Raw genomic sequence first — 18,891 nt, forward strand, 5'->3', positions numbered from 1 at the left:
CGCCGTCAAGGCGCCGGGGTCAGGCGGCCGGCGGGGCCGCGCCCTTCACCTGCGTGCGGTGCATGATGCGCCGCGCCGCGGGATCGAAGGGGTCGCGCCGGTGCATGGTGCAGCGGTTGTCCCACAGCACCAGGTCGCCGACGCGCCAGCGGTTGGTCCAGCAGATCTCCGGCCGCGTCGCGCAGGACCACAGCGCGTCGAGCAGCGCCTCGCTTTCCTCGAGCGGCAGGCCGGCGATGTAGGCGAGCCTGCGGCGGCCGAGATAGAGCATGCGCCGCCCCGTCTCCGGATGGCGGCAGACCAGCGGGTGCAGGTGGCCCGGGGCGTCGCGGGGGTCGTCGGTCGGCGTCACGCCGGCGCGCAGGAAGCCGCCGCTGTTGTAGGTGCCGTCGTGCTTCACCATCAGCCCGGCGCAGCGCGCCTTCAGCGCCTCCGGCAGCAGGTCGTAGGCGGCGTACATGCTGGCGAAATGCGTGTCGCCGCCCTGCGGCGGGATCTCCCTGGCGTAGAGCAGGGAGGCCTTGGGCGGCATCGGCAGGTAGGACATGTCGGTGTGCCACACCGCCTCGCCGGCGCCGAGGCTGCCGATCGGCTGGCCGTCGGGGCCGAGCACGTTGGAGACGATGTAGATCTCGGGCTTGCCCTCGACGAAGCGCCGCCCGTTCTCCTGCACCGGCGCCCAGTCCAGCTCGCCGAAGCGGCGGGAGAAGGCGATGAGGTCGTCGTCGGAGAGCGCCTGGCCGCGGAACAGCAGCACGGCATGGTCGAGCCAGGCGCGGTGGATGGCCTCGAAGGCGGCCTCGTCCAGAAGGCGCAGGTCGACGCCGCGCACCTCCGCGCCCAGCGCGGCCCCGGTCGGGACCACCTCGATGGCCTGGCTCATGGCGTCGTTCCCTCCGCAGCGTTGCGCGGGGGAGGGTAGCACGGCGCGGAGCTGTGGAGGCGAGCGGCCCTGCGTCGCCCCCGGCCGGTTCCGGCGCCCCGCGATCCGTCCTATCCCGCATCTGCGCAGAAGGAGGGTCTGGCATGCGCTGGCGGCCGATGCGGGCGGCGGATCTCGCCGCGGTCGGGGCGATCGCGGCGCGGCTGCACGCCGGGCACCCGGAATCCCCCGCCGTCTTCGCCGAGCGGCTGGCCCTGGCGCCCGAAGGCTGCCGCGTGCTCGCCGGCCCCGAGGAGACGGTGCGCGGCTACGCCCTGACGCATCCCTGGCGCGCCGCGGCGCCGCCGCCGCTCGATGCCCTGCTCGGCGCCCTGCCGGCGGCGCCGGATGCCTGGCACATCCACGACGTCGCGCTCCTGCCGGAGGCGCGCGGCGCCGGCCATGTGGCGGCGCTGCTCCGCGCGCTCGACGCCGCCGCCGCCGCGCGCGGCCTCGGCTGGGCGACGCTGGTCGCCCTCGCCGGCGCCGCGCCCTACTGGCGGCGGCACGGCTTCCGCGAGGCGGCGGCCTCCGGCGCCGGCGCGGCGGCGCTCGCCAGCTACGGCGCCGGCGCCCGCCTCATGCGCCGGCCGCTGCGCTGAGGCTCAGGCGAAGCGGGCGGCGAGCCAGCGCCCTGCCGCCGCCACCGCCTCCTCGGCCGCGCGGACATGGCCGAGCGCGCGCAGGAAGCCGTGCACCGTGCCCTGGGCGAGCCGCGCCTCCACCGTCACCCCCGCCGCGCGCAGGCGCTCGGCCATCGCATGGTTCTCGCTCGCCAGCACGTCGAGCTCGGCGATCTGCAGCAGCGTCGGCGGCAGGCCGCCGAGTTCGGCGCGCAGCGGCGCCGCGTAGGGGTGGACACGGTCGGTCTCGCGCGGCGCGTAGCACCGCCAGTAGAACGCCATCCGCTCGCGCGTCAGCCCGTAGCCGGTGGCGAATTCCCCGTAGCTCGGCGTATCGAGGCGCGAATCGAACACGCCGTAATTCAGCAGCAGGCCGCGCAGCGGCGGCAGCGCGCCGGCGTCGCGCAGCAGCAGCGCCGCGCCGAGCGCCAGGTTGGCGCCGGCCGAATCCCCGCCGAGCACGAGGCGCGTCGGATCGAGCCCCCATTCGCCGCCCCGCGCCGCCACCCAGCGCAGCACCTGGGCGCATTCCTCGAGCGCCTGAGGGAAGGCGGCCTCCGGGCTCAGCGCATAGTCCGGGCCGAGCACGGTGCAGCCCGCGGCGGCGGCGTACTCGCGCATCAGCCGGTCGTGCGTGTCCACGCTGTTCCACACCCAGCCGCCGCCGTGGATGTAGAGCAGCACCGGCAGCGGGCCCGGCCCGGCGGCGGGCCGGTGGAAGCGGCAGAGGAGGCGCCGCCCGCGCACCGGCAGCCAGCGGTCGCCGCTCTCGGCCATGCGTGGGCCGCCCTCGGCGAGCGGCAGGTTCAGCGCCTCGGTCAGGGCGCGCGGCTCGTCGAAGGGCAGGGCGAGGCGGATCGGAGGCAGGCGGGCGGCGCGCTCCTCCATCATGGCGTTGAACGCCCGCATCTCGGGGTCGAGCCTCGGATCCGACATGCCTTCCTCCCACCGGCGCGAAGGCCGCAGTGGACGCGGGCGGCGCGGTCCCGGCAAGAGAGGGCACCCGCGCGCCCATTGCGGAGAGGGGAGGGCATCCCCATGCTGCACCGCACCATGCCGAGTCTGCTCCCCGTCGCCCCCACGGGGGCCTATCGCGACCACCGCCTGTTCCGCCCGCGCAGCGTCGTGCTCGCGGGCGATCCGGCCCTGCCGGAGACGGCGCTGCTGGCCCGCAACCTCGCCGGCGGCGGCTTCCGCGGGCGGCTGTTCGCCGCCGGCTTCCCGGCGGAGGGGCTGGAGCCCGTCGCCTCCCTCGCGGACCTGCCGGTGGCGCCGGACCTCGCCGTGCTCAGCCTGCCGCCGGAGCGGCTCGAGGCCGCCATGGCGGCGCTGGCGGAGCGCGGCTGCCTCGCCGCCATCGTCCCCGGCGCCGCGCCGGACCTCGCGGCGATGTCGGCGCGCACCGGGGTGCGGGCGCTGGGGCAGGGAAGCTTCGGCCTCTGCGTGCCGGGGATCGGCCTCAACGCCTCCCTCGCCCATATCAGGCCGCAGCCGGGGCGGCTCGCGCTGGTGACGCAGTCGGCGGCGCTGGCGCGGGCGGTGCTGGACTGGGCGGCGGCGGAGGCGGTGGGGTTCAGCCACGTCATCGGCATCGGCGGCAACGCCTCGCTCGGCTTCGCCGCGGCGCTGGACTGGCTGGCGCGCGACCCCGGCACCGGGGCGGTGCTGCTCGACCTGCGGCGCGTGCGCAACCGCCGCGCCTTCCTCTCCGCCGCCCGCGCGGTGGCGCGCACCCGCCCCGTGGTGGCGATCCGCGCCGGCAGCCGCAGCGCGCTGCCGGGCGATTCCGGAAGGCTCGGCGATGCGGTGATGGAGGCGGCGCTGCGCCGCGCCGGCGTGCTGCACGTCGCCGGCTTCGAGGACCTGCTCGCCGCCGCCGAGACCCTGGCGCGGGCGCGGCTGCGGCCGGGCACGCGGGGGCGGGGGGACCGCGTCGCCATCGTCACCAACGGCATCGGTCTCGGCCAGCTTGCCGCCGACGCGGTGCTGCGCGGCGGCGCCTGCCTCGCCGAGCCCGGCGCCGAGGCGCGGGCCGCCCTCGGTCTGCTGCTGCCGCCGGGCCAGGTGGTGGCCAACCCGCTTTCCCTCGGCCCTGAGGCGGGGCCGCGCCTGGCCGAGGCGGCGGCGATGCTGGCCGCGCTGCCGGAGGTGGATGCGGTGGTCGCCCTGCACGCCCCAGCGCCGGAAGGGGCGGGGGATGTCGCCGCCGAGGCCCTGGCCGCCGCCGCCCGCGCCAGCGCCGGGCGGCAGGGCGCGCCGATCCTGGTCGGATGGGCCGGGCAGGCCACCGCCGGGGCGCAGCGCCGGCGCCTGGGGGAGGCAGGGCTCGCCGCCTTCGCCTCGCCCGAAGCGGCGGTGCGCGGCGCGCTGCACCTGGCGCGCGACCGGCAGAACCGCATGGCCGCGGCGGAGCTGCCGCCGCGCGACGTGCTCGACCTCGCCCCCGACCGGGGCGCGGTGCGGCGCATCCTCGCCGCGGCGCGCGCCGCCGGGCGGCTGCGGCTGACGGAGGAGGAGGCGCTCGGCGTCCTTGCCGCCTACAGCCTGCCGACCGTGCCCCACCGCCGCGCCGCCACCCCGGAGGACGCCGCGGACGCGGCCGCGCTGCTCGGCTTCCCCGCGGTGCTGAAGATCCTGAGCCCGGAGCTGCGGCACAAGACCGAGGTCGGCGGCGTGCAGCTCAACCTCCACGCCCCTGCTGCGGTGCAGGAGGCGGCGGCGGCGATGCTGGGCCGGGTGCGGGCGGCGCTGCCCGAGGCGCGCATCGAGGGCTTCCTCGTGCAGCGCCAGGCGGCGCGGGCGCTGGAGCTGCGCCTGCGCCTCGGCGAGGACCCGATGTTCGGGCCCTGGATCGGCTTCGGCCAGGGCGGCACGGCGGCGGACCTCGCGGAGGACGAGGCGTTCGACCTGCCGCCGCTGAACCTCGCGCTCGCACACCAGCTCATCGGCCGCTCCCGCACCGCGGCGCTGCTCTCGGGCTACCGGGACTGGCCGCCGGCGAACCGCGCCGCCGTGGCCGAGGCGCTGGTGCGGCTTTCCCAGATCGCGGTGGACTTCCCCGAGATCGCGGAGCTGACCATCAACCCCCTGTTCGCCGACGCGCAGGGGGTGCTGGCGGTGGACGCCTCGCTCACGCTGCGCCCGGCGGGGGAGGCGGCGATGCTTGCCCTTCCGCCCTATCCGCAGCACCTCGCCCGCCCCTTCCGGCTGCCGGACGGGGAGGAGCTGCTGGTCCGCCCGATCCGCCCGGAGGATGCGGCGGCCCATGCCGAGGCCTTCCGACAGCTCTCCGCCCAGGATGTGCGCTGGCGCTTCTTCTCCCCGCTGAAGGAGCTGTCGCCGGAAATGGTCGCGCGCCTCACCCAGATAGATTACGACCGCGAGATGGCCTTCGTCGCGATGCGTCGGGTCCCGGGGCAGCCGGAGCAGATGCTCGGCGTCGCGCGCCTCACCCGCTCGCCCGGGCAGCCGGAGGAGGCGGAGTTCGCCATCGTCGTCGGGGAGCCGGTGAAGGGGCGGGGGCTTGGCCGCCACCTGATGGAGCGGCTGTTCGAATGGGCGCGCAGCGAGGGGATCCGCACCATCACCGGCCTGGTGCTCGCCGACAACGCGCCGATGCTCGCCTTCGTGCGGGCGCTCGGCTTCGAGGTGCGGCGCTCGGCCGCGGAGGAGGAGGTGATGGAGGCGCGGCTGGTCCTCGGCTGAGGGTGCCACCCGCGCCGGGCGGAGGGGCGGCGGGCGTCAGGCCCCGGCGTCCAGCGCGTCGCCGGCGCGCACCAGCAGGCAGGCCGAGATGCGCAGGCCGCCGCCCCCAGCGAGGCTGCGCCGGCCGGTGACGGCGAAGCGGGCACCGAAGCGCGCCTTCAGCTCGGCCGCGGCGGCCTCCACCGCGGCGAGGTCGGTGCCCTCCAGCACGAGCTGCACGCCGCCACCGCCCCCCAGCGGCAGGCGCGGCGCGGCCTCGGGCGGCTTCGGCCGCGGCGGGGACAGTTCGAGCGGCGGAGGGGGCTTGCGCCTGCGGGGCATGTGATCCGGTTCGGCTCCAGGGCAGATCGCAGACGGCCGGAAACGTGAAGCGGCCCTGCGAACAAGGAGGCCGGAGCCGCTGCCGCCGCATGGCCGGGCGGCAAGGGCTCTGGTCGTGGAGGGTCCGCCCGGGGCGCCGGCGCTCCCCGGCGCGCCGCCGGGGCTTCAGGCGGCCTCGGCCTCGCGGATCAGCGCGCGCAGGCGGGAGGCGGCCTCGGTGCCCTTCAGGGCGTCGCGCCAGGCGGCCTCGGCGACGCGTTGATGCACGCCGACCGCCTCGTCGGCGGCGGTGATGGTGGCGACGCCAAGGGTTCCAAAGGGCGGGGCATCCGGGGCGAAGGGGCTGCCGACGGCATGGGCCCGCTCCCGGCCGCGCAGCACCATGAAGGGGCTGCCGGGCTCGGTGCCGCTGGCGAGGCCAAGCTGGATGCCGATCGGCACCGATTCCATCAGGGTGGCGATGCTCTCCGCCTCGGCCAGCGCGGCGGCGCGGCAGCGGCTCCGCGTCCGTTCCGTGACGGCGAGGCCGGCCGCCACGCCCTCCTTGACGAAGCGGCGCAGTGCGCTTTCGGAGAGGATGCCGATGATGGTCGGCTTGCGGAGCTGGTAGAGCTTGCGCCGGGAGGCCAGCAGGCCGAGCGCCTGGTCGACCGCGGCGCGGGCCTGCAGCCGGTCGGGCGCGGCATCGGCGGCTTCCGTCCAGGCCTCGGCGAGGGCGCCGTCGAAGGCATCGGTCAGGGTCTGGAAGCAGACGGCGCCGCCCACCAGCAGGATCTGGTCGGCCTCCTCCTCCACCTGGCGCAGGCGTTCGAGGAAGGCGGCCGGGCGGGCGAAGTAGTCTACGCCGATCCCGAGCAGGGAAAGGGGCGAGATCTTGAGCAGCTCGGCGAGGCGCCGGATGGTATCCAGCTTGATGACCTCGCCCTTCTCGTAGCGGTAGAGGGCGGCGCGCGAGACACCCAGGCGCGCGGCGATCTCCTCGGCACGCAGCCCGGATTCCAGCCGGTACGCCCGCAACTGCTGGCCTATGTCCGCGAAGCGCATAACCCCTCCGTCGCGACCTGACGACTAGACACCATTTTAGCTTTTGAGACAATACCCGCGTCGTGGCGCTGCGCCCAAAAGCATGGTCCGGGCTATTTTGCGACGCAAGGGCCCAAGGCTCCTGGCGCGAGCCTTGGCAGGCAATTACAGCTTCAGGGGTGCGTCCCTGGGCGGAACGACACGCGTCAGCCCCCAGGTTCGGGCGCCACCTTCCGCGCCGCCATCGCCTCCAGCGCCCGCACCATCCCGGAATGGTCCCAATCCGCCCCCCCCGGCCGCGACGCAGGCGGAGAAGAGCTGCTGCGCGAGGGCGGTGCTGGGCAGCGCCACACCCAGCTCCCGCGCCGCCTGCAGCGCCAGGTTCAGGTCCTTCTGGTGCAGGGCGATGCGGAAGCCGGGGGCGAAGCCGCGGGTGATCATGCGCTCCCCGTGCACCTCCAGGATGCGCGAGGAGGCGAATCCCCCCATCAGCGCCTGGCGCACCTTGGCCGGGTCGGCGCCGGCCTTGGCGGCGAAGACCAGGGCCTCGGCCACTGCCTCGATGGTCAGGGCGACGATGATCTGGTTGGCGACCTTGCAGGTCTGGCCGGCGCCGTTCTGCTCGCCCACCAGGGTGATGTTCCTGCCCATCGCCTCGAACAGGGGCCGGGCGCGGTCGAAGGCCTTCTGCGGCCCGCCGACCATGATCGTCAGCGCCGCGTTCTTCGCCCCCACCTCCCCGCCGGAGACCGGCGCGTCGAGATAGTCGCAGCCGAGCGCGTTCACCTTCGCCGCGAATTCCTTGGTGGCGGTCGGGCTGATCGAGGACATGTCGATCACCAGCTTGCCCGGCGAGAGCCCCTCCGCCACGCCGGACGGGCCGAACAGCACCGCCTCCACGTCCGGCGTGTCCGGCACCATGAGGATGATCACCTCGCCCGAGCGCGCCACCGCCCGCGCATCCGGCACCACGGTGAAGGCGGCGCGGCACTCCGCGTCGAGGCTCGCGCGCTCCGGCACGAACAGGCTGTGCCCGGCCTTCCTGAGGTTCAGCGCCATGGGCCTGCCCATGATGCCGAGGCCGATGAAGCCGATCTCCATGTCTCTCTCCCGCTGATGCGTCGTGGTCAGGCGCGGTAGGGGGCGAACCAGCCGAGCCCGTCCTCGGTGAGGCCCGAGGGGCGGTACTCGCAGCCGATCCAGCCCTGGTAGCCGAGGGAATCGATGGCCTGGAAGACGTGCGGCCAGTTCACCTCGCCGGTGCCGGGCTCGTGCCGGCCCGGCACATCGGCGACCTGCATGTGCGCGACGAGCGGCATGTGGCGTTCCAGACGCTTCACCAGGTCGCCCTCCGTCACCTGGCAGTGGTAGAGGTCGAACTGCATGCCGAGCCGGTCGCGCCCGACCGCCTCGATGATCGCCGCCGCCTCCTCGGTCGTGTTCAGGACGTAGCCGGGGATGTCGCGGTGGTTGATCGGCTCGATCACCGGCCGCACCCCTGCCCTGGCGCATTCCTCCGCCGCCCAGGCGAGGTTGATGGCGTAGGTGGCGAGCAGCGTGTCGCGCCGCACGCCCGGGGGGGCGAGCCCCGCCATCACGTGCAGCGAGGGGCAGGCGAGGGCGGCGGCGTAGTCGAGCGCGCGGCGGATGCCCTCGCGGAACTCGGCGGTGCGGCCGGGCAGGGCGGCGCAGCCCCGCTCCCCCGCCGCCCAGTCGCCGGGGGGCGCGTTGAACAGCACCTGGCGCAGCCCGTTGTCCTGCAGCCGGCGGGCGATCTCGGCTGGCGGATGCTCGTAGGGGAAAAGGAACTCCACCGCCTCGAACCCGGCCGCCCGGGCGCGGGCGAAGCGGTCGAGGAAGGGCACCTCGGCGAACATCATGGACAGGTTGGCGGCGAAGCGCGGCATCGTCGGCGGTCTCCCCCTGGGCGGCGGGGAGGCTACCGGCAGGCGCGGCCGCTGCCTACCGGCGTGCCCCGTTTCCGCCGCCCCGGCTTCTCGGGTACTGAAGCGGCATGTCGCGCGAGATCCTGCCGCCCCAGGCCCTGACGGCACCCCAGCTCGTCGGCCTCGCCGCGGCGGTCGCGCTCGGCATCGGCTGCTTCCTGGTGCTGCGGCCCTTCCTCTCCGCCCTGCTCTGGGCGACGATCCTGGTCTATTCCACCTGGCCCGCCTTCCGCGCGCTGCGCGAGCGGGCGGGGCTGCCGGCCGGGGCGGCGGCGCTGGTGATGGTGCTCGCGGCCTTCCTGCTGCTCGGCCTGCCGCTGGTCTTCGCCGCGCCGACCCGGCGGGAGGACATCGAGGGGCTGCAGGCGGCGGTGGAGACGCTGCTGACCCAGGGCCTGCCCGGCCTCGGCGCCTGGCTGCGCCAGCTGCCCCTGCTCGGCCCCTGGCTCGCCCCGTGGCTGGAGGGGCTCGATGCGGGGCTGCCCAGCCTGTTCGGCCTGCTCGGCCCGCATGCCGGCACCATCGCCCAGGCGGTGCTCGCGGTGCTCCTCGCCGTGCTCTCCGGCGTGGCGGAGATGCTGCTCGCCATCTTCCTCGCCTTCTTTCTCTACCGCGACGGGCCGGCGATCGCGGCGCGGGCGGAGGCGGCGCTGCAGCGCCTGGCCGGGGCGCGCGCGCGGCACCTCGTGGAGATGACCGGCAACGTCACCCGCGGCGTGATCTTCGGCCTGCTCGGCACCGCCGTGGTGCAGGGCCTCATGACCGCCTTCGGCCTCTGGATCGCCGGCGTGCCGCGGCCGGTCCTGCTCGGGGTGGTGGCGGGGGTGATCTCCATCTTCCCGGTGGGCGCGCCCCTGGTCTGGATCCCGGCGACCCTCTGGCTGTTCACCGAGGGGCGGACCGGCTGGGCGATCTTTCTCGGCCTCTACGGCGCCTTCGGCATCTCCTCGGTGGACAACGTGATCCGCCCCTGGCTGATCGCGCGCGGGGCCGACCTGCCGCTGCTGCTGACCCTGCTCGGCGCGCTGGGCGGCGTCTTCGCCTTCGGCTTCCTCGGGCTGTTCCTCGGCCCGGTGCTGCTCGCGGTCGGCTTCACCCTGCTCAAGGACTGGGCCGGCGAGGGAGCGGAGGGCGCGGGAACCCTTCCGCCGCCGCGGCCCGACGCCTAATAGGGGCCGGATAGGGGCCGGCGGGCTCCGGGGCGGGGCAGGGCAGGACGGGAGACGGGCGATGCGGAGCTGGATGCGGGCGGCCACCCTGGCGGCGCTGCTCGGGGCGATGGCGGCGGCGGCGGAGGCGCGGACGGTGCGCTGGGCCGCGAGCGGCGATCCCAACACCATGGATCCGCACAGCCAGAACGTCGGCACCGTCACCATGGTGCTGCAGCAGGTCTACGACGCGCTGGTGGCGCGCAACCCCGACCTCTCCCCCGCGCCGGGCCTCGCCACCGCCTGGGAGCAGCACGAGCCGACGCGCTGGCGCTTCACGCTGCGCCCCGGCGTGCGCTTCCACGAGGGCGAGGCGTTCACGGCGGAGGACGTGGTCTTCTCCATCGAACGCGCCCTGCAGCCGACCAGCAATTTCGGCATCTTCGTGGACACGATCGAGCGGGCGGAGAAGGTGGACGACCTCACGGTGGACATCGTCACCAAGGTGCCGGACCCGATCCTGCCCAACAAGCTCGCCAGCGTCTTCATGATGTCGAGATCCTGGGCGGAGCGGCACAACGCCACCCGGCCGCAGAACACGCGGCAGCGGGAGGAGATGCACACCGTCCGCAGCGCCAACGGCACCGGCGCCTACCGCCTGGCGCTGCGCGAGCCGGACGTGCGCACCGTGCTCGCCCGCAACCCCGACTGGTGGGGCTGGCGGGAGGAGGGGAACCGCGGCAACGTCACCGAGATCGTGTTCCGCCCCATCGCCTCGGACGCCACCCGCATCGCCGCGCTGCTCTCGGGCGAGGTGGACTTCGTGCTCGACCCGCCGCTGCAGGACCTCGCCCGGCTGCGCAACGCGCCGAACGTGAAGGTGCTGGAGGGGCCGGAGATCCGCACCCTCTACATCGTCTTCGACGTCGGCCGCGACGAGCTGCTCTACTCCGACGTCAAGGGCCGGAACCCGTTCCGGGACCTGCGGGTGCGCCAGGCGCTCTACCACGCCATCGACATCCAGGCGATCCACCGCGCCACCATGCGCGGCCAGTCGGTGCCGACCGGCACGCTGTTCCCGGAGCAGGTGAACGGCTACGTGAAGGAGGAGGATGTCCGCCTGCCCTTCGACGCCGCCCGCGCCCGCGCCCTGCTCGCCGAGGCCGGCTACCCCAACGGCTTCTCCGTCACGCTGGACTGCCCGAACAACCGCTACATCAACGACGAGCAGATCTGCCAGAACATCGCCGCCATGTGGTCGCGCGTCGGCGTGCGCACGGCGCTGAAGGCGCAGCCCCTCGGCCCCTTCTTCGCGCAGATCCAGCGCGCCGACACCAGCGTCTACCTGCTGGGCTGGGGGGTGCCGACGCTCGATGCGCTCTACTCCTTCCAGTCGCTGCTGGCCACGCGGGGCGGGCAGCCGGGCGACGGCATCTGGAATTTCGGCGGCTACTCCAACCCGCGGATGGACGCGCTGATCGGCCGCATGAAGACCGAGTCCGGAGAGGCGCGGCAGGCGGCGATCCGCGAGGCGCTGCGCCTGTACCGGGAGGACGTGCCGCACATCCCGCTGCACCACCAGATGATCCCCTGGGCGATGCGGGCCAACATCTCGATGCCGCACATGGCCAACAACCAGCCCTTCTTCCGCTGGGCGGTGGTGGAATAGGAAGGGCGGCGCCGGAGCCTGAGCGGCATGTTCGCCTTCATCCTCTCCCGCATCCTGCAGGCGCTGCCCGTGATGCTGACGGTGGCGCTGATCAGCTTCGCCATGTTCGCCTATGTCGGCGACCCGGTGGCGATCATGCTCGGCCAGGACTTCACCGAGGCGCAGCGCGACGCGCTGGTGCGCGAGCTCGGCCTCGACCAGCCCTTCTTCGTGCAGTTCGCCAAATTCGTCGTCAATGCCGCGCAGGGAGAGTTCGGCCTGTCCTACCGCCTCTCCCGCCCGGTGGCCGAGCTGATCGCGGAACGCGCGCCGGCGACGCTCGAGCTCGCCTTCTGCGCCGCCGCCCTGGCCCTGCTGGTGGGCGTGCCGATGGGGGTGTACACGGGCCTCTACCGGAACTCCTGGCTGTCGCGCTTCTTCCTCACCTTCAGCCTGATCGGCGTGTCGCTGCCCACCTTCCTGATCGGCATCCTGCTGATCCTGATCTTCTCGGTCTGGCTCGGCTGGCTGCCCTCCTTCGGCCGCGGCGATGTGGTGCAGCTCGGCTGGTGGAGCACGGGCTTCCTCACCTGGTCGGGGATCCGGGCGCTGATCCTGCCCTCCATCACGCTCGGCCTGTTCCAGCTCACGCTCATCATGCGGCTGGTGCGGGCGGAGATGCTGGAGGTGCTGCGCACCGACTACATCAAATTCGCCCGCGCCCGCGGCCTGCCGAACCGGGCGGTGCATTTCGGGCACGCGCTGAAGAACACGCTGGTGCCGGTGATCACCATCGCCGGGCTGCAGCTCGGCGCCATCATCGCCTTCGCCATCGTGACCGAGACCGTGTTCCAGTGGCCGGGCATGGGCCTGCTGTTCATCCAGAGCGTCAACGCCGCCGACATCCCGGTTATGGCGGCCTACCTGCTGCTGATCGCGCTGGTCTTCGTGGTGATCAATCTGGTGGTGGACCTGCTCTACTACGCCGTTGACCCGCGGCTGCGCGTGGAGCGCGGCGCGGTGCGGGGTGCCTGAGCCATGGCCGCGCCCGCCTTCGTCCGCGCCTTCGATAGCGACCTCTGGTGGTCCTTCCGGCGCTCGCCCGTCACGGTCCTCTCGGCGGTGGTGGCGCTGGTCTGCGTCGGCGGCGCGCTGCTCGCGCCGCTGCTCGCGCCGCACAACCCCTTCGACCTCGCCAGCCTGAATCTACTGGATGCCTTCAAGCCGCCGGCCTGGGCGGCGGAGGGCGACCTCGCCTACCCGCTCGGCACCGACGACCAGGGGCGGGACATGCTCTCCGCCATCATGTACGGCGCGCGGGTCAGCCTGCTGGTCGGCGTCTCGGCGGTGCTGTTCTCCACCCTGCTCGGCGTCGCGCTGGGGCTGCTCGCGGGCTATCTCGGCGGCGCGGTGGACGCGGTGCTGATGCGTATCGCCGACATCCAGCTCACCTTCCCCTCCATCCTGGTGGCGCTGCTGGTGGATGGCGTGGTGCGCGCCGCCCTGCCGCGGGAGGTGCACGACCAGGTCGCGCTGTTCGTGGTGATCTTCGCCATCGGCATCAGCAACTGGCCGCAATTCGCCCGCACCGTGCGCGGCTCGACACTGGTCGAGCGCAACAAGGAATACGTGCTGGCGGCGCGCGTCATCGGCCTCTCCCGGCTGCGCATCATGCTGACGCACGTGCTGCCCAACGTGCTCGGGCCGGTGCTGGTGATCGCCACCCTCAGCCTCGGCTTCGCCATCCTGGCGGAGGCGACGCTCTCCTTTCTCGGCGTCGGCGTGCCGCCGACCCAGCCCTCTCTCGGCACCCTCATCCGCATCGGCAACGACTTCCTGTTCTCCGGCGAGTGGTGGATCACCATCTTCCCGGGGGCGGCGCTGGTCGCCATGGTGCTCTCCGTCAACCTGCTGGGCGACTGGCTGCGCGACGCCCTGAACCCGAAGCTCCGCTGATGGCCGCGCTGCTGGAAGTCCGGAACCTGCGGGTGGAATTCCCGACCCGCCGCGGCGTGCTCACCGCCCTCGACGGCGTCTCCTTCGACATCGCCGCCGGTGAGGTGCTCGGCGTGGTCGGCGAATCCGGCGCAGGCAAGTCCATGACCGGGGCCGCCATCATCGGCCTGCTGGAGCCGCCGGGCCGCATCGCCGGGGGCGAGATCCGCCTCGATGGGCAGCGCATCGACAACCTACCCTACGAGCGGATGCGGCGCATCCGCGGCAAGGAGATCGGCGCGATCTTCCAGGACCCGCTGACCACGCTGAACCCGCTCTACACGGTCGGACGCCAGCTCGTCGAGACGATGCAGGTCCATCTCGGCATCGGCGCCGCCGAGGCGCGGCGGCGCGCGATCGGCTGGCTGGAGCATGTCGGCATCCCGGCGGCGGCGCAGCGGGTGGACAGCTACCCGCACGAATTCTCGGGCGGCATGCGCCAGCGCGTGGTGATCGCGCTCGCCCTCTGCGCCGAGCCGCGGCTGGTGGTGGCGGACGAGCCCACCACCGCGCTCGACGTCTCCATCCAGGCGCAGATCATCGCCCTGCTGAAGCGCCTGACGCGGGAGAAGGGCACGGCGGTGATGCTCATCACCCACGACATGGGGGTGATCGCCGAGACCGCGGACCGCGTCGCCGTCATGTATGCCGGCCGCATCGCCGAGATCGGGCCGGTGCGGGAGGTGGTGAAGCACCCGAGGCACCCCTACTCGGTCGGGCTGATGGCCTCCATCCCGCCGCTCGACCGCCGGGTGGAAAGGCTGGCGCAGATCGAGGGGGCGATGCCGCGCCTTTCCGCCATCCCGCCGGGCTGCGCCTTCAACCCGCGCTGCCCGCACGCCTTCGACCGCTGCCGCGCCGAGCGGCCGGAGCTGCTGGAGGCCGGCGCCACCCGTGCGGCGTGCTGGCTCTACGATCCGGCCTCGGAGAAGCACGTGCCGGAGAGCGCGATCCATGGCTGAGCGGATCGTCCACGAGCCGACCGGCGAGGATTTCGCCGCCCTGCCCGTGGCGGAGCGCCTCCCGGCCGCGCGCGGCGCCGTGCCGGACGCCGCGCCGATGGTCGAGGCCGAGGATCTCGCGCGCCACTTCGACGTCTCCCGCCCCTGGCTGCAGCGGGTGCTGGCGCGCGAGCCGAGGCGCATCCTGCGCGCGGTGGACGGTGTCTCCTTCGCCATCCCGAAGGGCACCACCCTCTCCCTGGTGGGGGAGAGCGGCTGCGGCAAGTCCACCGTGGCGCGGCTGGTGGTCGGGCTCTACGCGCCAACGCGCGGGCGCGTGCTGTTCGACGGGCAGGATCTGGCGCGGGCGCGCGCCAGCGCCGCGCAGCGCCGACGCATGCAGATGATCTTCCAGGACCCATACGCCTCGCTCAACCCGCGCTGGCGCGTGCGCGACATCATCGCCGAGCCGATCCGCGCCTTCGGCCTGGTGCGGGACCGCGCGGCGCAGCGCGACAGGGTGGCGGAGCTGCTGACCCATGTCGGCCTCTCGCCGCTCGACGGGGAGAAGTATCCGCACGAATTCTCCGGCGGCCAGCGCCAGCGCATCTCCATCGCCCGCGCGCTGTCCTCCAACCCGGAATTCCTGGTCTGCGACGAGCCGACCAGCGCCCTCGACGTCTCGGTGCAGGCGCAGATCCTGAACCTGATGAAGGCGCTGCAGCGCGAACTCGGCCTGACCTATCTGTTCATCAGCCACAACCTCTCCGTGGTGCGGCAGGTGAGCGACCGCATCGGGGTGATGTATCTCGGCCGCATCGCCGAGCTGGCGCCGGCCGAGACGCTGTTCACCGCGCCGCGCCACCCCTACACGCGCGCCCTGATGGAGGCGATCCCGGACCTCGAGATGACCGGGCGCCAGCGGGTGCCGGTGGGCGGCGAGGTGCCGAGCCCGATCAGCCCGCCGCCCGGCTGCCCCTTCCACCCGCGCTGCCCGCTGGCGGACGCGCGCTGCCGGGCCGAACGTCCGGCGCTGATCCCCGCGCGCGGCACCGAGGAGACGCTGGTCGCCTGTCACGCCGTGGAGGAGGGCAGGGATGGCGACCCGGCCACGGCGGCCTCGGCCCGGGCGCTGGCCTGAAGGCCGGGCTCGCTACGCCCGCACCCGCGCGCCCGTCGGATCGTGGAAGGGGCGGAGCGAGGCGCGCGCCGGCACGCGTTCCCGCGCCACCTCGATCTCGAACCGCCCGGCGGCCAGCCACTCCGGCGTGACCCCCTCCTCGCAGGCGACCATGCCGAGGGCGACGCTGCGGCCCACCGTGTGCCCGAACATCGCCGAGGTGGTGCGGCCCACCAGCACGCCGTCGCGCCAGATCGGCTCGTCGTGGTAGAGCATGCGCGACGGATCCTGCAGCGCGAAGCCGACCAGCCGGCGCCGCGGGGCACGGCCGCGCAGCGGCAGCAGCGCCTCCCGCCCGAGGAAGCCGCCCGGCTTGTCCCAGGCCAGGGTGAAGCCGAGCCCGGCCTCGATCGGCGTGTCCTCCTCGCCGATGTCGTGGCCCCAGTGGCGGTAGAGCTTCTCCATGCGCAGCGAGTTCAGCGCGTGGTAGCCGGCATGGCGCAGCCCGCAGGCGCCGCCCGCGGCGAGGATGGCGTCGTAGACATGCGCCGCGCACTCCGCCGGCACGTAGAGCTCCCATCCCAGCTCGCCCACATAGGTGATGCGCGAGGCCCGCACCCGCGCCAGGCCGAGATCCACCTCCTGCGAGGTGCCGAAGGGGAAGGCCTCGTTCGACAGGTCGGCATCGGTCAGCCGCGCCAGCAGCGCGCGCGCGCGCGGCCCCATCACCGCGATCGTGGCGAGGCCGGAGGTGACGTCCACCGCCTGCGTCCGCGCCTCCTCCGGGATGTGGCGGCGCAGCCAGGCGAGGTCGCGGGTCTGGCTCGCCGCGGCGGTGACGACGAGGTAGCGGTCCTCCGCCTCGCGCGTCACCGTCAGGTCGGCCTCGATCCCGCCGCGCTCGTTGAGCCATTGCGTGTAGATCACGCGGCCGGGCGGCACGTCCACATCGGCGGTGCAGATCCGGTTCAGCACCGCCGCCGCGTCCCGCCCCACCACCGCGAATTTGGCGAAGGAGGAGAGGTCGAACAGCCCCACCGCCTCGCGCACCGCGCGGTGCTCCGCGGCCGAGGCGTCGAACCAGTTCTGCCGGCCATAGGCGTATTCGTAGCGCGGTGCCATGCCGGGCGGCGCGAACCAGTTGGCGCGCTCCCACCCCGCCGTCTCGCCGAAGCAGGCGCCGGCCGCCGCCAGCCGGTCATGCAGCGCCGAGCGCCTGACGCCGCGCGCCGTCTCCGGCTGGCGGAAGGGCCAGTGCATGGCGTAGAGCAGGCCGAGCGATTCCGCCGTGCGCTCGCGCAGGTAGCGGGCGTTGCGCTGGAAGGGCATGGCGCGGCGGACGTCCACGTCCCAGAGGTCCATCGGCGGATGGCCGTCCAGGATCCAGTCCGCCAGCACGCGCCCCGCCCCGCCCGCCGACTGGATGCCGATGGAGTTGAAGCCGGCGGCGACGAAGCAGCGGCGCAGCTCCGGCGTCTCGCCGAGCAGGTAGCGCACATCCGGCGTGAAGCTCTCCGGCCCGTTGAACCACAGCCTGATGCCGGCGCTCGCCAGCGGCGGGATGCGCCGCGCCGCGCCCTCCAGCAGCGGCGCCACGTGGTCGAGGTCGTCGGGCAGGGTGCCGTAGGCGAAGTCGCGCGGCACCCCGCCCATGCCCCAGGGCTTGGCCACCGGCTCGAACCAGCCGACGAGCAGCTTGCCGGCCTCGGGCTTCACATAGGTGCAGGCATCCGGGTCGCGCAGCACCGGCAGGTCGGGCGGCAGGCCGGGGATCGGCTCGGTGACGACGTAGAAGTGCTCGGCGGCGTGCAGCGGCAGGGTCACGCCGCAGGTGGCGGCGAGCTCGCGCGACCACATGCCGGCGCAGATCACCACGATCTCCGCTTCCACCGGGCCCTGCTCGGTCATCACCCCCGTCGCGGCGCCGTTCGCGTGCAGGATGCGGGTGACCGCCACGCCCTCCAGGATGCGCGCGCCGCGCTGCCGGGCGCCGGCGGCGAGCGCGCGGCAGGTGTCGGCCGGGCTGGTGTAGCCGTCCTTCGGCAGGAAGATGCCGCCCACCAGGTCGCGCGCCTCCATCGCCGGCCACAGCCGCGCGCACTCCGCCGGCGTCAGCACCTCCACCTCCAGCCCGAAGCAGGAGGCCATGGAGGCGCCGCGCTTCAGCTCCTCCATCCGCGCCTCGGTGGCGGCGACGGCGAGGGAGCCGCACTGGCGGAAGCCGGTGGGCTGGCCCGTCTCCGCCTCCAGCCCCTGGTAGAGGCCGGTGGTGTACTGGGCGAGGCGCGTCAGGTTCTGGGTGGCGCGGAGCTGGCCGACCAGCCCGGCCGCGTGCCAGGTGGTGCCGCTGGTGAGCTGGTGCCGCTCCAGCAGCAGCACCTCCGTGCAGCCGCGGCGGGTGAGATGGTAGGCGAGGCTGCAGCCGATGACGCCGCCGCCGACGATCACCACCCGGGCACGGTCGGGCAGGGCGTTCTTCGGGGCGGCGCCCGGCGGCGATGCGGCGTCCATGCGGCGTCTCCTCCCTGGCTGGCCGGGCAAGGCTAGCGCCTGATCCGCGGCGGCGGAATCGCCGGGGCGGCAGATCGGCCGCTCGGCAGGGCAGCGGAAGCGTGGTCCCCAAGGCGGATCCTGCTGTAGCCTGCGGAGAGGGTGCGGGCGGGGAGGTGCGCGCTGCGGAAGGAAGCTCTGCCGGGAGAGAGCGGCTGCCGCGCGGCGGCGGGCGGGCCGCCGGTGCTGATCCGCACCCTGCCGCTGCGCGGCCTTGGCGAGGCCGAGATCGCGCCGCTGCTCGCCGTGCTGGACGGGACGGAACGCGCGCGCGCGGAGCGCTTCGCCTTCGCGCGGAACCGCATCCAGTTCGTCGCCGCCCATGCCCTGACGCGCGCGACGCTCGCCGCGATCGGCGGCGCCCCGCCCGCGGCGTGGCGCTTCGTCCCGGGGCCGCACGGCAAGCCCGCGGCGCTGCTCGGCGACCGGCCGTCGGCGCTCTCCTTCAACCTCTCGCACACGGAGGGGATGGTCGGCGTCGCGGCCATCGCCGTGCCGGAGGCGATGCTCGGCTTCGACCTGGAGCCGGCGCGACGCGGCGTGTCGGAGAGGCTGGCGCGCAGCGTCTTCCGCCCCGAGGAGCTGGCCTGGCTCGCCGCGCTGCCGCCCGCGGAGCGCGGCTTCGGGGCCATGCGGCTATGGACGCTGAAGGAGGCCTTCATCAAGGCCACCGGCCGGGGGGTGGGCCAGGGCCTCTCCACCTTCTGGTTCGAACTGCCGCCGCCGCGCCTGCGCCTCGCGCCGGGCGTGCCCGGGCGGCCGGAGGAATGGCTGTTCGACCAGCGGCTTCTGGGGGGCGATGTCCTCGGCGCCGTCGGGCTGCGCTGCGGCGATGGCGCGCCGCCGCGCCTCGACTGGCAGGGCTGCGACCTGCCGGCGCTGCGGCGCGAACTCGGCGGGGAGCGCGCGTCCGGCGCGCGGCGCGGGCCGGGGGCCGATTGACCCCCGG

General features: G+C 74.2%; 16 protein-coding genes. 9 read left to right on the top strand and 7 right to left on the bottom strand.

Features of this window, described 5'->3' with window-relative positions:
- Window positions 1-19 precede the first annotated feature (19 nt).
- Window positions 20-883, bottom strand: a complete 864-nt coding sequence (locus ET526_RS06515; protein ID WP_135466878.1) for a TauD/TfdA dioxygenase family protein — start codon at window positions 881-883, stop codon at window positions 20-22.
- 143 nt (window positions 884-1,026) lie between these two features.
- Between ET526_RS06515 and ET526_RS06520 the strand changes: the two genes are divergently transcribed.
- Window positions 1,027-1,524: a GNAT family N-acetyltransferase gene (locus ET526_RS06520; protein WP_135466879.1), complete on the top strand. Its 498-nt coding sequence runs from the start codon at window positions 1,027-1,029 to the stop codon at window positions 1,522-1,524.
- Between the two features lie 3 nt (window positions 1,525-1,527).
- Here ET526_RS06520 and ET526_RS06525 read toward each other — a convergent pair whose 3' ends face one another.
- The gene (locus ET526_RS06525; protein ID WP_135466880.1) at window positions 1,528-2,481 is read right to left on the bottom strand and encodes an alpha/beta hydrolase; all 954 of its coding nucleotides are present in this window, start codon (window positions 2,479-2,481) and stop codon (window positions 1,528-1,530) included.
- Between the two features lie 102 nt (window positions 2,482-2,583).
- On the opposite strand from ET526_RS06525, the gene ET526_RS06530 reads away from it, so the two are divergent.
- The gene (locus ET526_RS06530; protein WP_240048287.1) at window positions 2,584-5,250 is read left to right on the top strand and encodes a bifunctional acetate--CoA ligase family protein/GNAT family N-acetyltransferase; all 2,667 of its coding nucleotides are present in this window, start codon (window positions 2,584-2,586) and stop codon (window positions 5,248-5,250) included.
- Window positions 5,251-5,286: 36 nt separating this feature from the next.
- Here ET526_RS06530 and ET526_RS06535 read toward each other — a convergent pair whose 3' ends face one another.
- From ET526_RS06535 to otnI, 4 genes are all read right to left on the bottom strand, one after another.
- On the bottom strand, window positions 5,287-5,571 hold the full coding sequence (locus tag ET526_RS06535; protein ID WP_135466881.1) for a hypothetical protein: 285 nt from the start codon (window positions 5,569-5,571) through the stop codon (window positions 5,287-5,289).
- A 165-nt stretch (window positions 5,572-5,736) separates the two neighbouring features.
- A complete protein-coding gene (locus tag ET526_RS06540; protein ID WP_135466882.1) occupies window positions 5,737-6,615 on the bottom strand; it encodes a helix-turn-helix domain-containing protein in 879 nt (292 codons plus the stop codon).
- A gap of 144 nt (window positions 6,616-6,759) precedes the next feature.
- On the bottom strand, window positions 6,760-7,695 hold the full coding sequence (locus ET526_RS06545) for a 2-hydroxy-3-oxopropionate reductase (RefSeq protein ID WP_456305109.1): 936 nt from the start codon (window positions 7,693-7,695) through the stop codon (window positions 6,760-6,762).
- A 26-nt stretch (window positions 7,696-7,721) separates the two neighbouring features.
- A complete protein-coding gene (gene otnI / locus ET526_RS06550; RefSeq protein WP_135466883.1) occupies window positions 7,722-8,501 on the bottom strand; it encodes a 2-oxo-tetronate isomerase in 780 nt (259 codons plus the stop codon).
- Between the two features lie 107 nt (window positions 8,502-8,608).
- Between otnI and ET526_RS06555 the strand changes: the two genes are divergently transcribed.
- From ET526_RS06555 to ET526_RS06580, 6 genes are all read left to right on the top strand, one after another.
- Complete coding sequence (locus ET526_RS06555; protein WP_135466884.1) at window positions 8,609-9,709, top strand: AI-2E family transporter; 1,101 nt, start codon at window positions 8,609-8,611, stop codon at window positions 9,707-9,709.
- Window positions 9,710-9,770: 61 nt separating this feature from the next.
- Window positions 9,771-11,357: an ABC transporter substrate-binding protein gene (locus tag ET526_RS06560; protein WP_135466885.1), complete on the top strand. Its 1,587-nt coding sequence runs from the start codon at window positions 9,771-9,773 to the stop codon at window positions 11,355-11,357.
- Between the two features lie 27 nt (window positions 11,358-11,384).
- Window positions 11,385-12,371 (top strand): ABC transporter permease, encoded by a 987-nt coding sequence (locus tag ET526_RS06565; RefSeq protein WP_135466886.1) that lies wholly within the window; start codon window positions 11,385-11,387, stop codon window positions 12,369-12,371.
- A gap of 3 nt (window positions 12,372-12,374) precedes the next feature.
- Window positions 12,375-13,292, top strand: coding sequence for an ABC transporter permease (locus ET526_RS06570; protein WP_135466887.1), 918 nt, complete (start codon window positions 12,375-12,377; stop codon window positions 13,290-13,292).
- Window positions 13,292-14,293 carry an ABC transporter ATP-binding protein gene (locus tag ET526_RS06575; protein ID WP_135466888.1) on the top strand — a complete coding sequence of 334 codons (1,002 nt, stop codon included), beginning with the start codon at window positions 13,292-13,294 and terminating at the stop codon, window positions 14,291-14,293. Before ET526_RS06570 ends, ET526_RS06575 begins: the two co-directional genes overlap by 1 nt.
- Window positions 14,286-15,413, top strand: a complete 1,128-nt coding sequence (locus ET526_RS06580) for an ABC transporter ATP-binding protein (protein WP_240048288.1) — start codon at window positions 14,286-14,288, stop codon at window positions 15,411-15,413. The genes ET526_RS06575 and ET526_RS06580 overlap by 8 nt, the downstream gene beginning before the upstream one ends.
- Before the next feature lie 12 nt (window positions 15,414-15,425).
- On the opposite strand, the gene ET526_RS06585 is transcribed toward ET526_RS06580, so the two are convergent.
- Window positions 15,426-17,903: a GcvT family protein gene (locus ET526_RS06585; RefSeq protein WP_135466889.1), complete on the bottom strand. Its 2,478-nt coding sequence runs from the start codon at window positions 17,901-17,903 to the stop codon at window positions 15,426-15,428.
- 222 nt (window positions 17,904-18,125) lie between these two features.
- Between ET526_RS06585 and ET526_RS06590 the strand changes: the two genes are divergently transcribed.
- Window positions 18,126-18,884, top strand: a complete 759-nt coding sequence (locus tag ET526_RS06590; RefSeq protein WP_135466890.1) for a 4'-phosphopantetheinyl transferase family protein — start codon at window positions 18,126-18,128, stop codon at window positions 18,882-18,884.
- Window positions 18,885-18,891: the final 7 nt, after the last annotated feature.

Source organism: Crenalkalicoccus roseus (assembly GCF_004761865.1).
GTDB classification, from domain to species: Bacteria; Pseudomonadota; Alphaproteobacteria; order Acetobacterales; family Acetobacteraceae; genus Crenalkalicoccus; species Crenalkalicoccus roseus.

What these genes read in the sequence shown, in the direction of transcription:
- ET526_RS06540 (WP_135466882.1), bottom strand. Translation starts at nt 6,615, where the DNA reads ATGCGCTTCGCGGACATAGGCCAGCAGTTGCGGGCGTACCGGCTGGAA.
- ET526_RS06545 (WP_456305109.1), bottom strand. Translation starts at nt 7,695, where the DNA reads ATGGAGATCGGCTTCATCGGCCTCGGCATCATGGGCAGGCCCATGGCG.
- ET526_RS06580 (WP_240048288.1), top strand. Translation starts at nt 14,286, where the DNA reads ATGGCTGAGCGGATCGTCCACGAGCCGACCGGCGAGGATTTCGCCGCC.
- ET526_RS06520 (WP_135466879.1), top strand. Translation starts at nt 1,027, where the DNA reads ATGCGCTGGCGGCCGATGCGGGCGGCGGATCTCGCCGCGGTCGGGGCG.
- ET526_RS06585 (WP_135466889.1), bottom strand. Translation starts at nt 17,903, where the DNA reads ATGGACGCCGCATCGCCGCCGGGCGCCGCCCCGAAGAACGCCCTGCCC.
- ET526_RS06565 (WP_135466886.1), top strand. Translation starts at nt 11,385, where the DNA reads ATGTTCGCCTTCATCCTCTCCCGCATCCTGCAGGCGCTGCCCGTGATG.
- ET526_RS06530 (WP_240048287.1), top strand. Translation starts at nt 2,584, where the DNA reads ATGCTGCACCGCACCATGCCGAGTCTGCTCCCCGTCGCCCCCACGGGG.
- ET526_RS06525 (WP_135466880.1), bottom strand. Translation starts at nt 2,481, where the DNA reads ATGTCGGATCCGAGGCTCGACCCCGAGATGCGGGCGTTCAACGCCATG.
- ET526_RS06535 (WP_135466881.1), bottom strand. Translation starts at nt 5,571, where the DNA reads ATGCCCCGCAGGCGCAAGCCCCCTCCGCCGCTCGAACTGTCCCCGCCG.
- otnI (WP_135466883.1), bottom strand. Translation starts at nt 8,501, where the DNA reads ATGCCGCGCTTCGCCGCCAACCTGTCCATGATGTTCGCCGAGGTGCCC.
- ET526_RS06575 (WP_135466888.1), top strand. Translation starts at nt 13,292, where the DNA reads ATGGCCGCGCTGCTGGAAGTCCGGAACCTGCGGGTGGAATTCCCGACC.
- ET526_RS06515 (WP_135466878.1), bottom strand. Translation starts at nt 883, where the DNA reads ATGAGCCAGGCCATCGAGGTGGTCCCGACCGGGGCCGCGCTGGGCGCG.
- ET526_RS06555 (WP_135466884.1), top strand. Translation starts at nt 8,609, where the DNA reads ATGTCGCGCGAGATCCTGCCGCCCCAGGCCCTGACGGCACCCCAGCTC.
- ET526_RS06560 (WP_135466885.1), top strand. Translation starts at nt 9,771, where the DNA reads ATGCGGAGCTGGATGCGGGCGGCCACCCTGGCGGCGCTGCTCGGGGCG.
- ET526_RS06570 (WP_135466887.1), top strand. Translation starts at nt 12,375, where the DNA reads ATGGCCGCGCCCGCCTTCGTCCGCGCCTTCGATAGCGACCTCTGGTGG.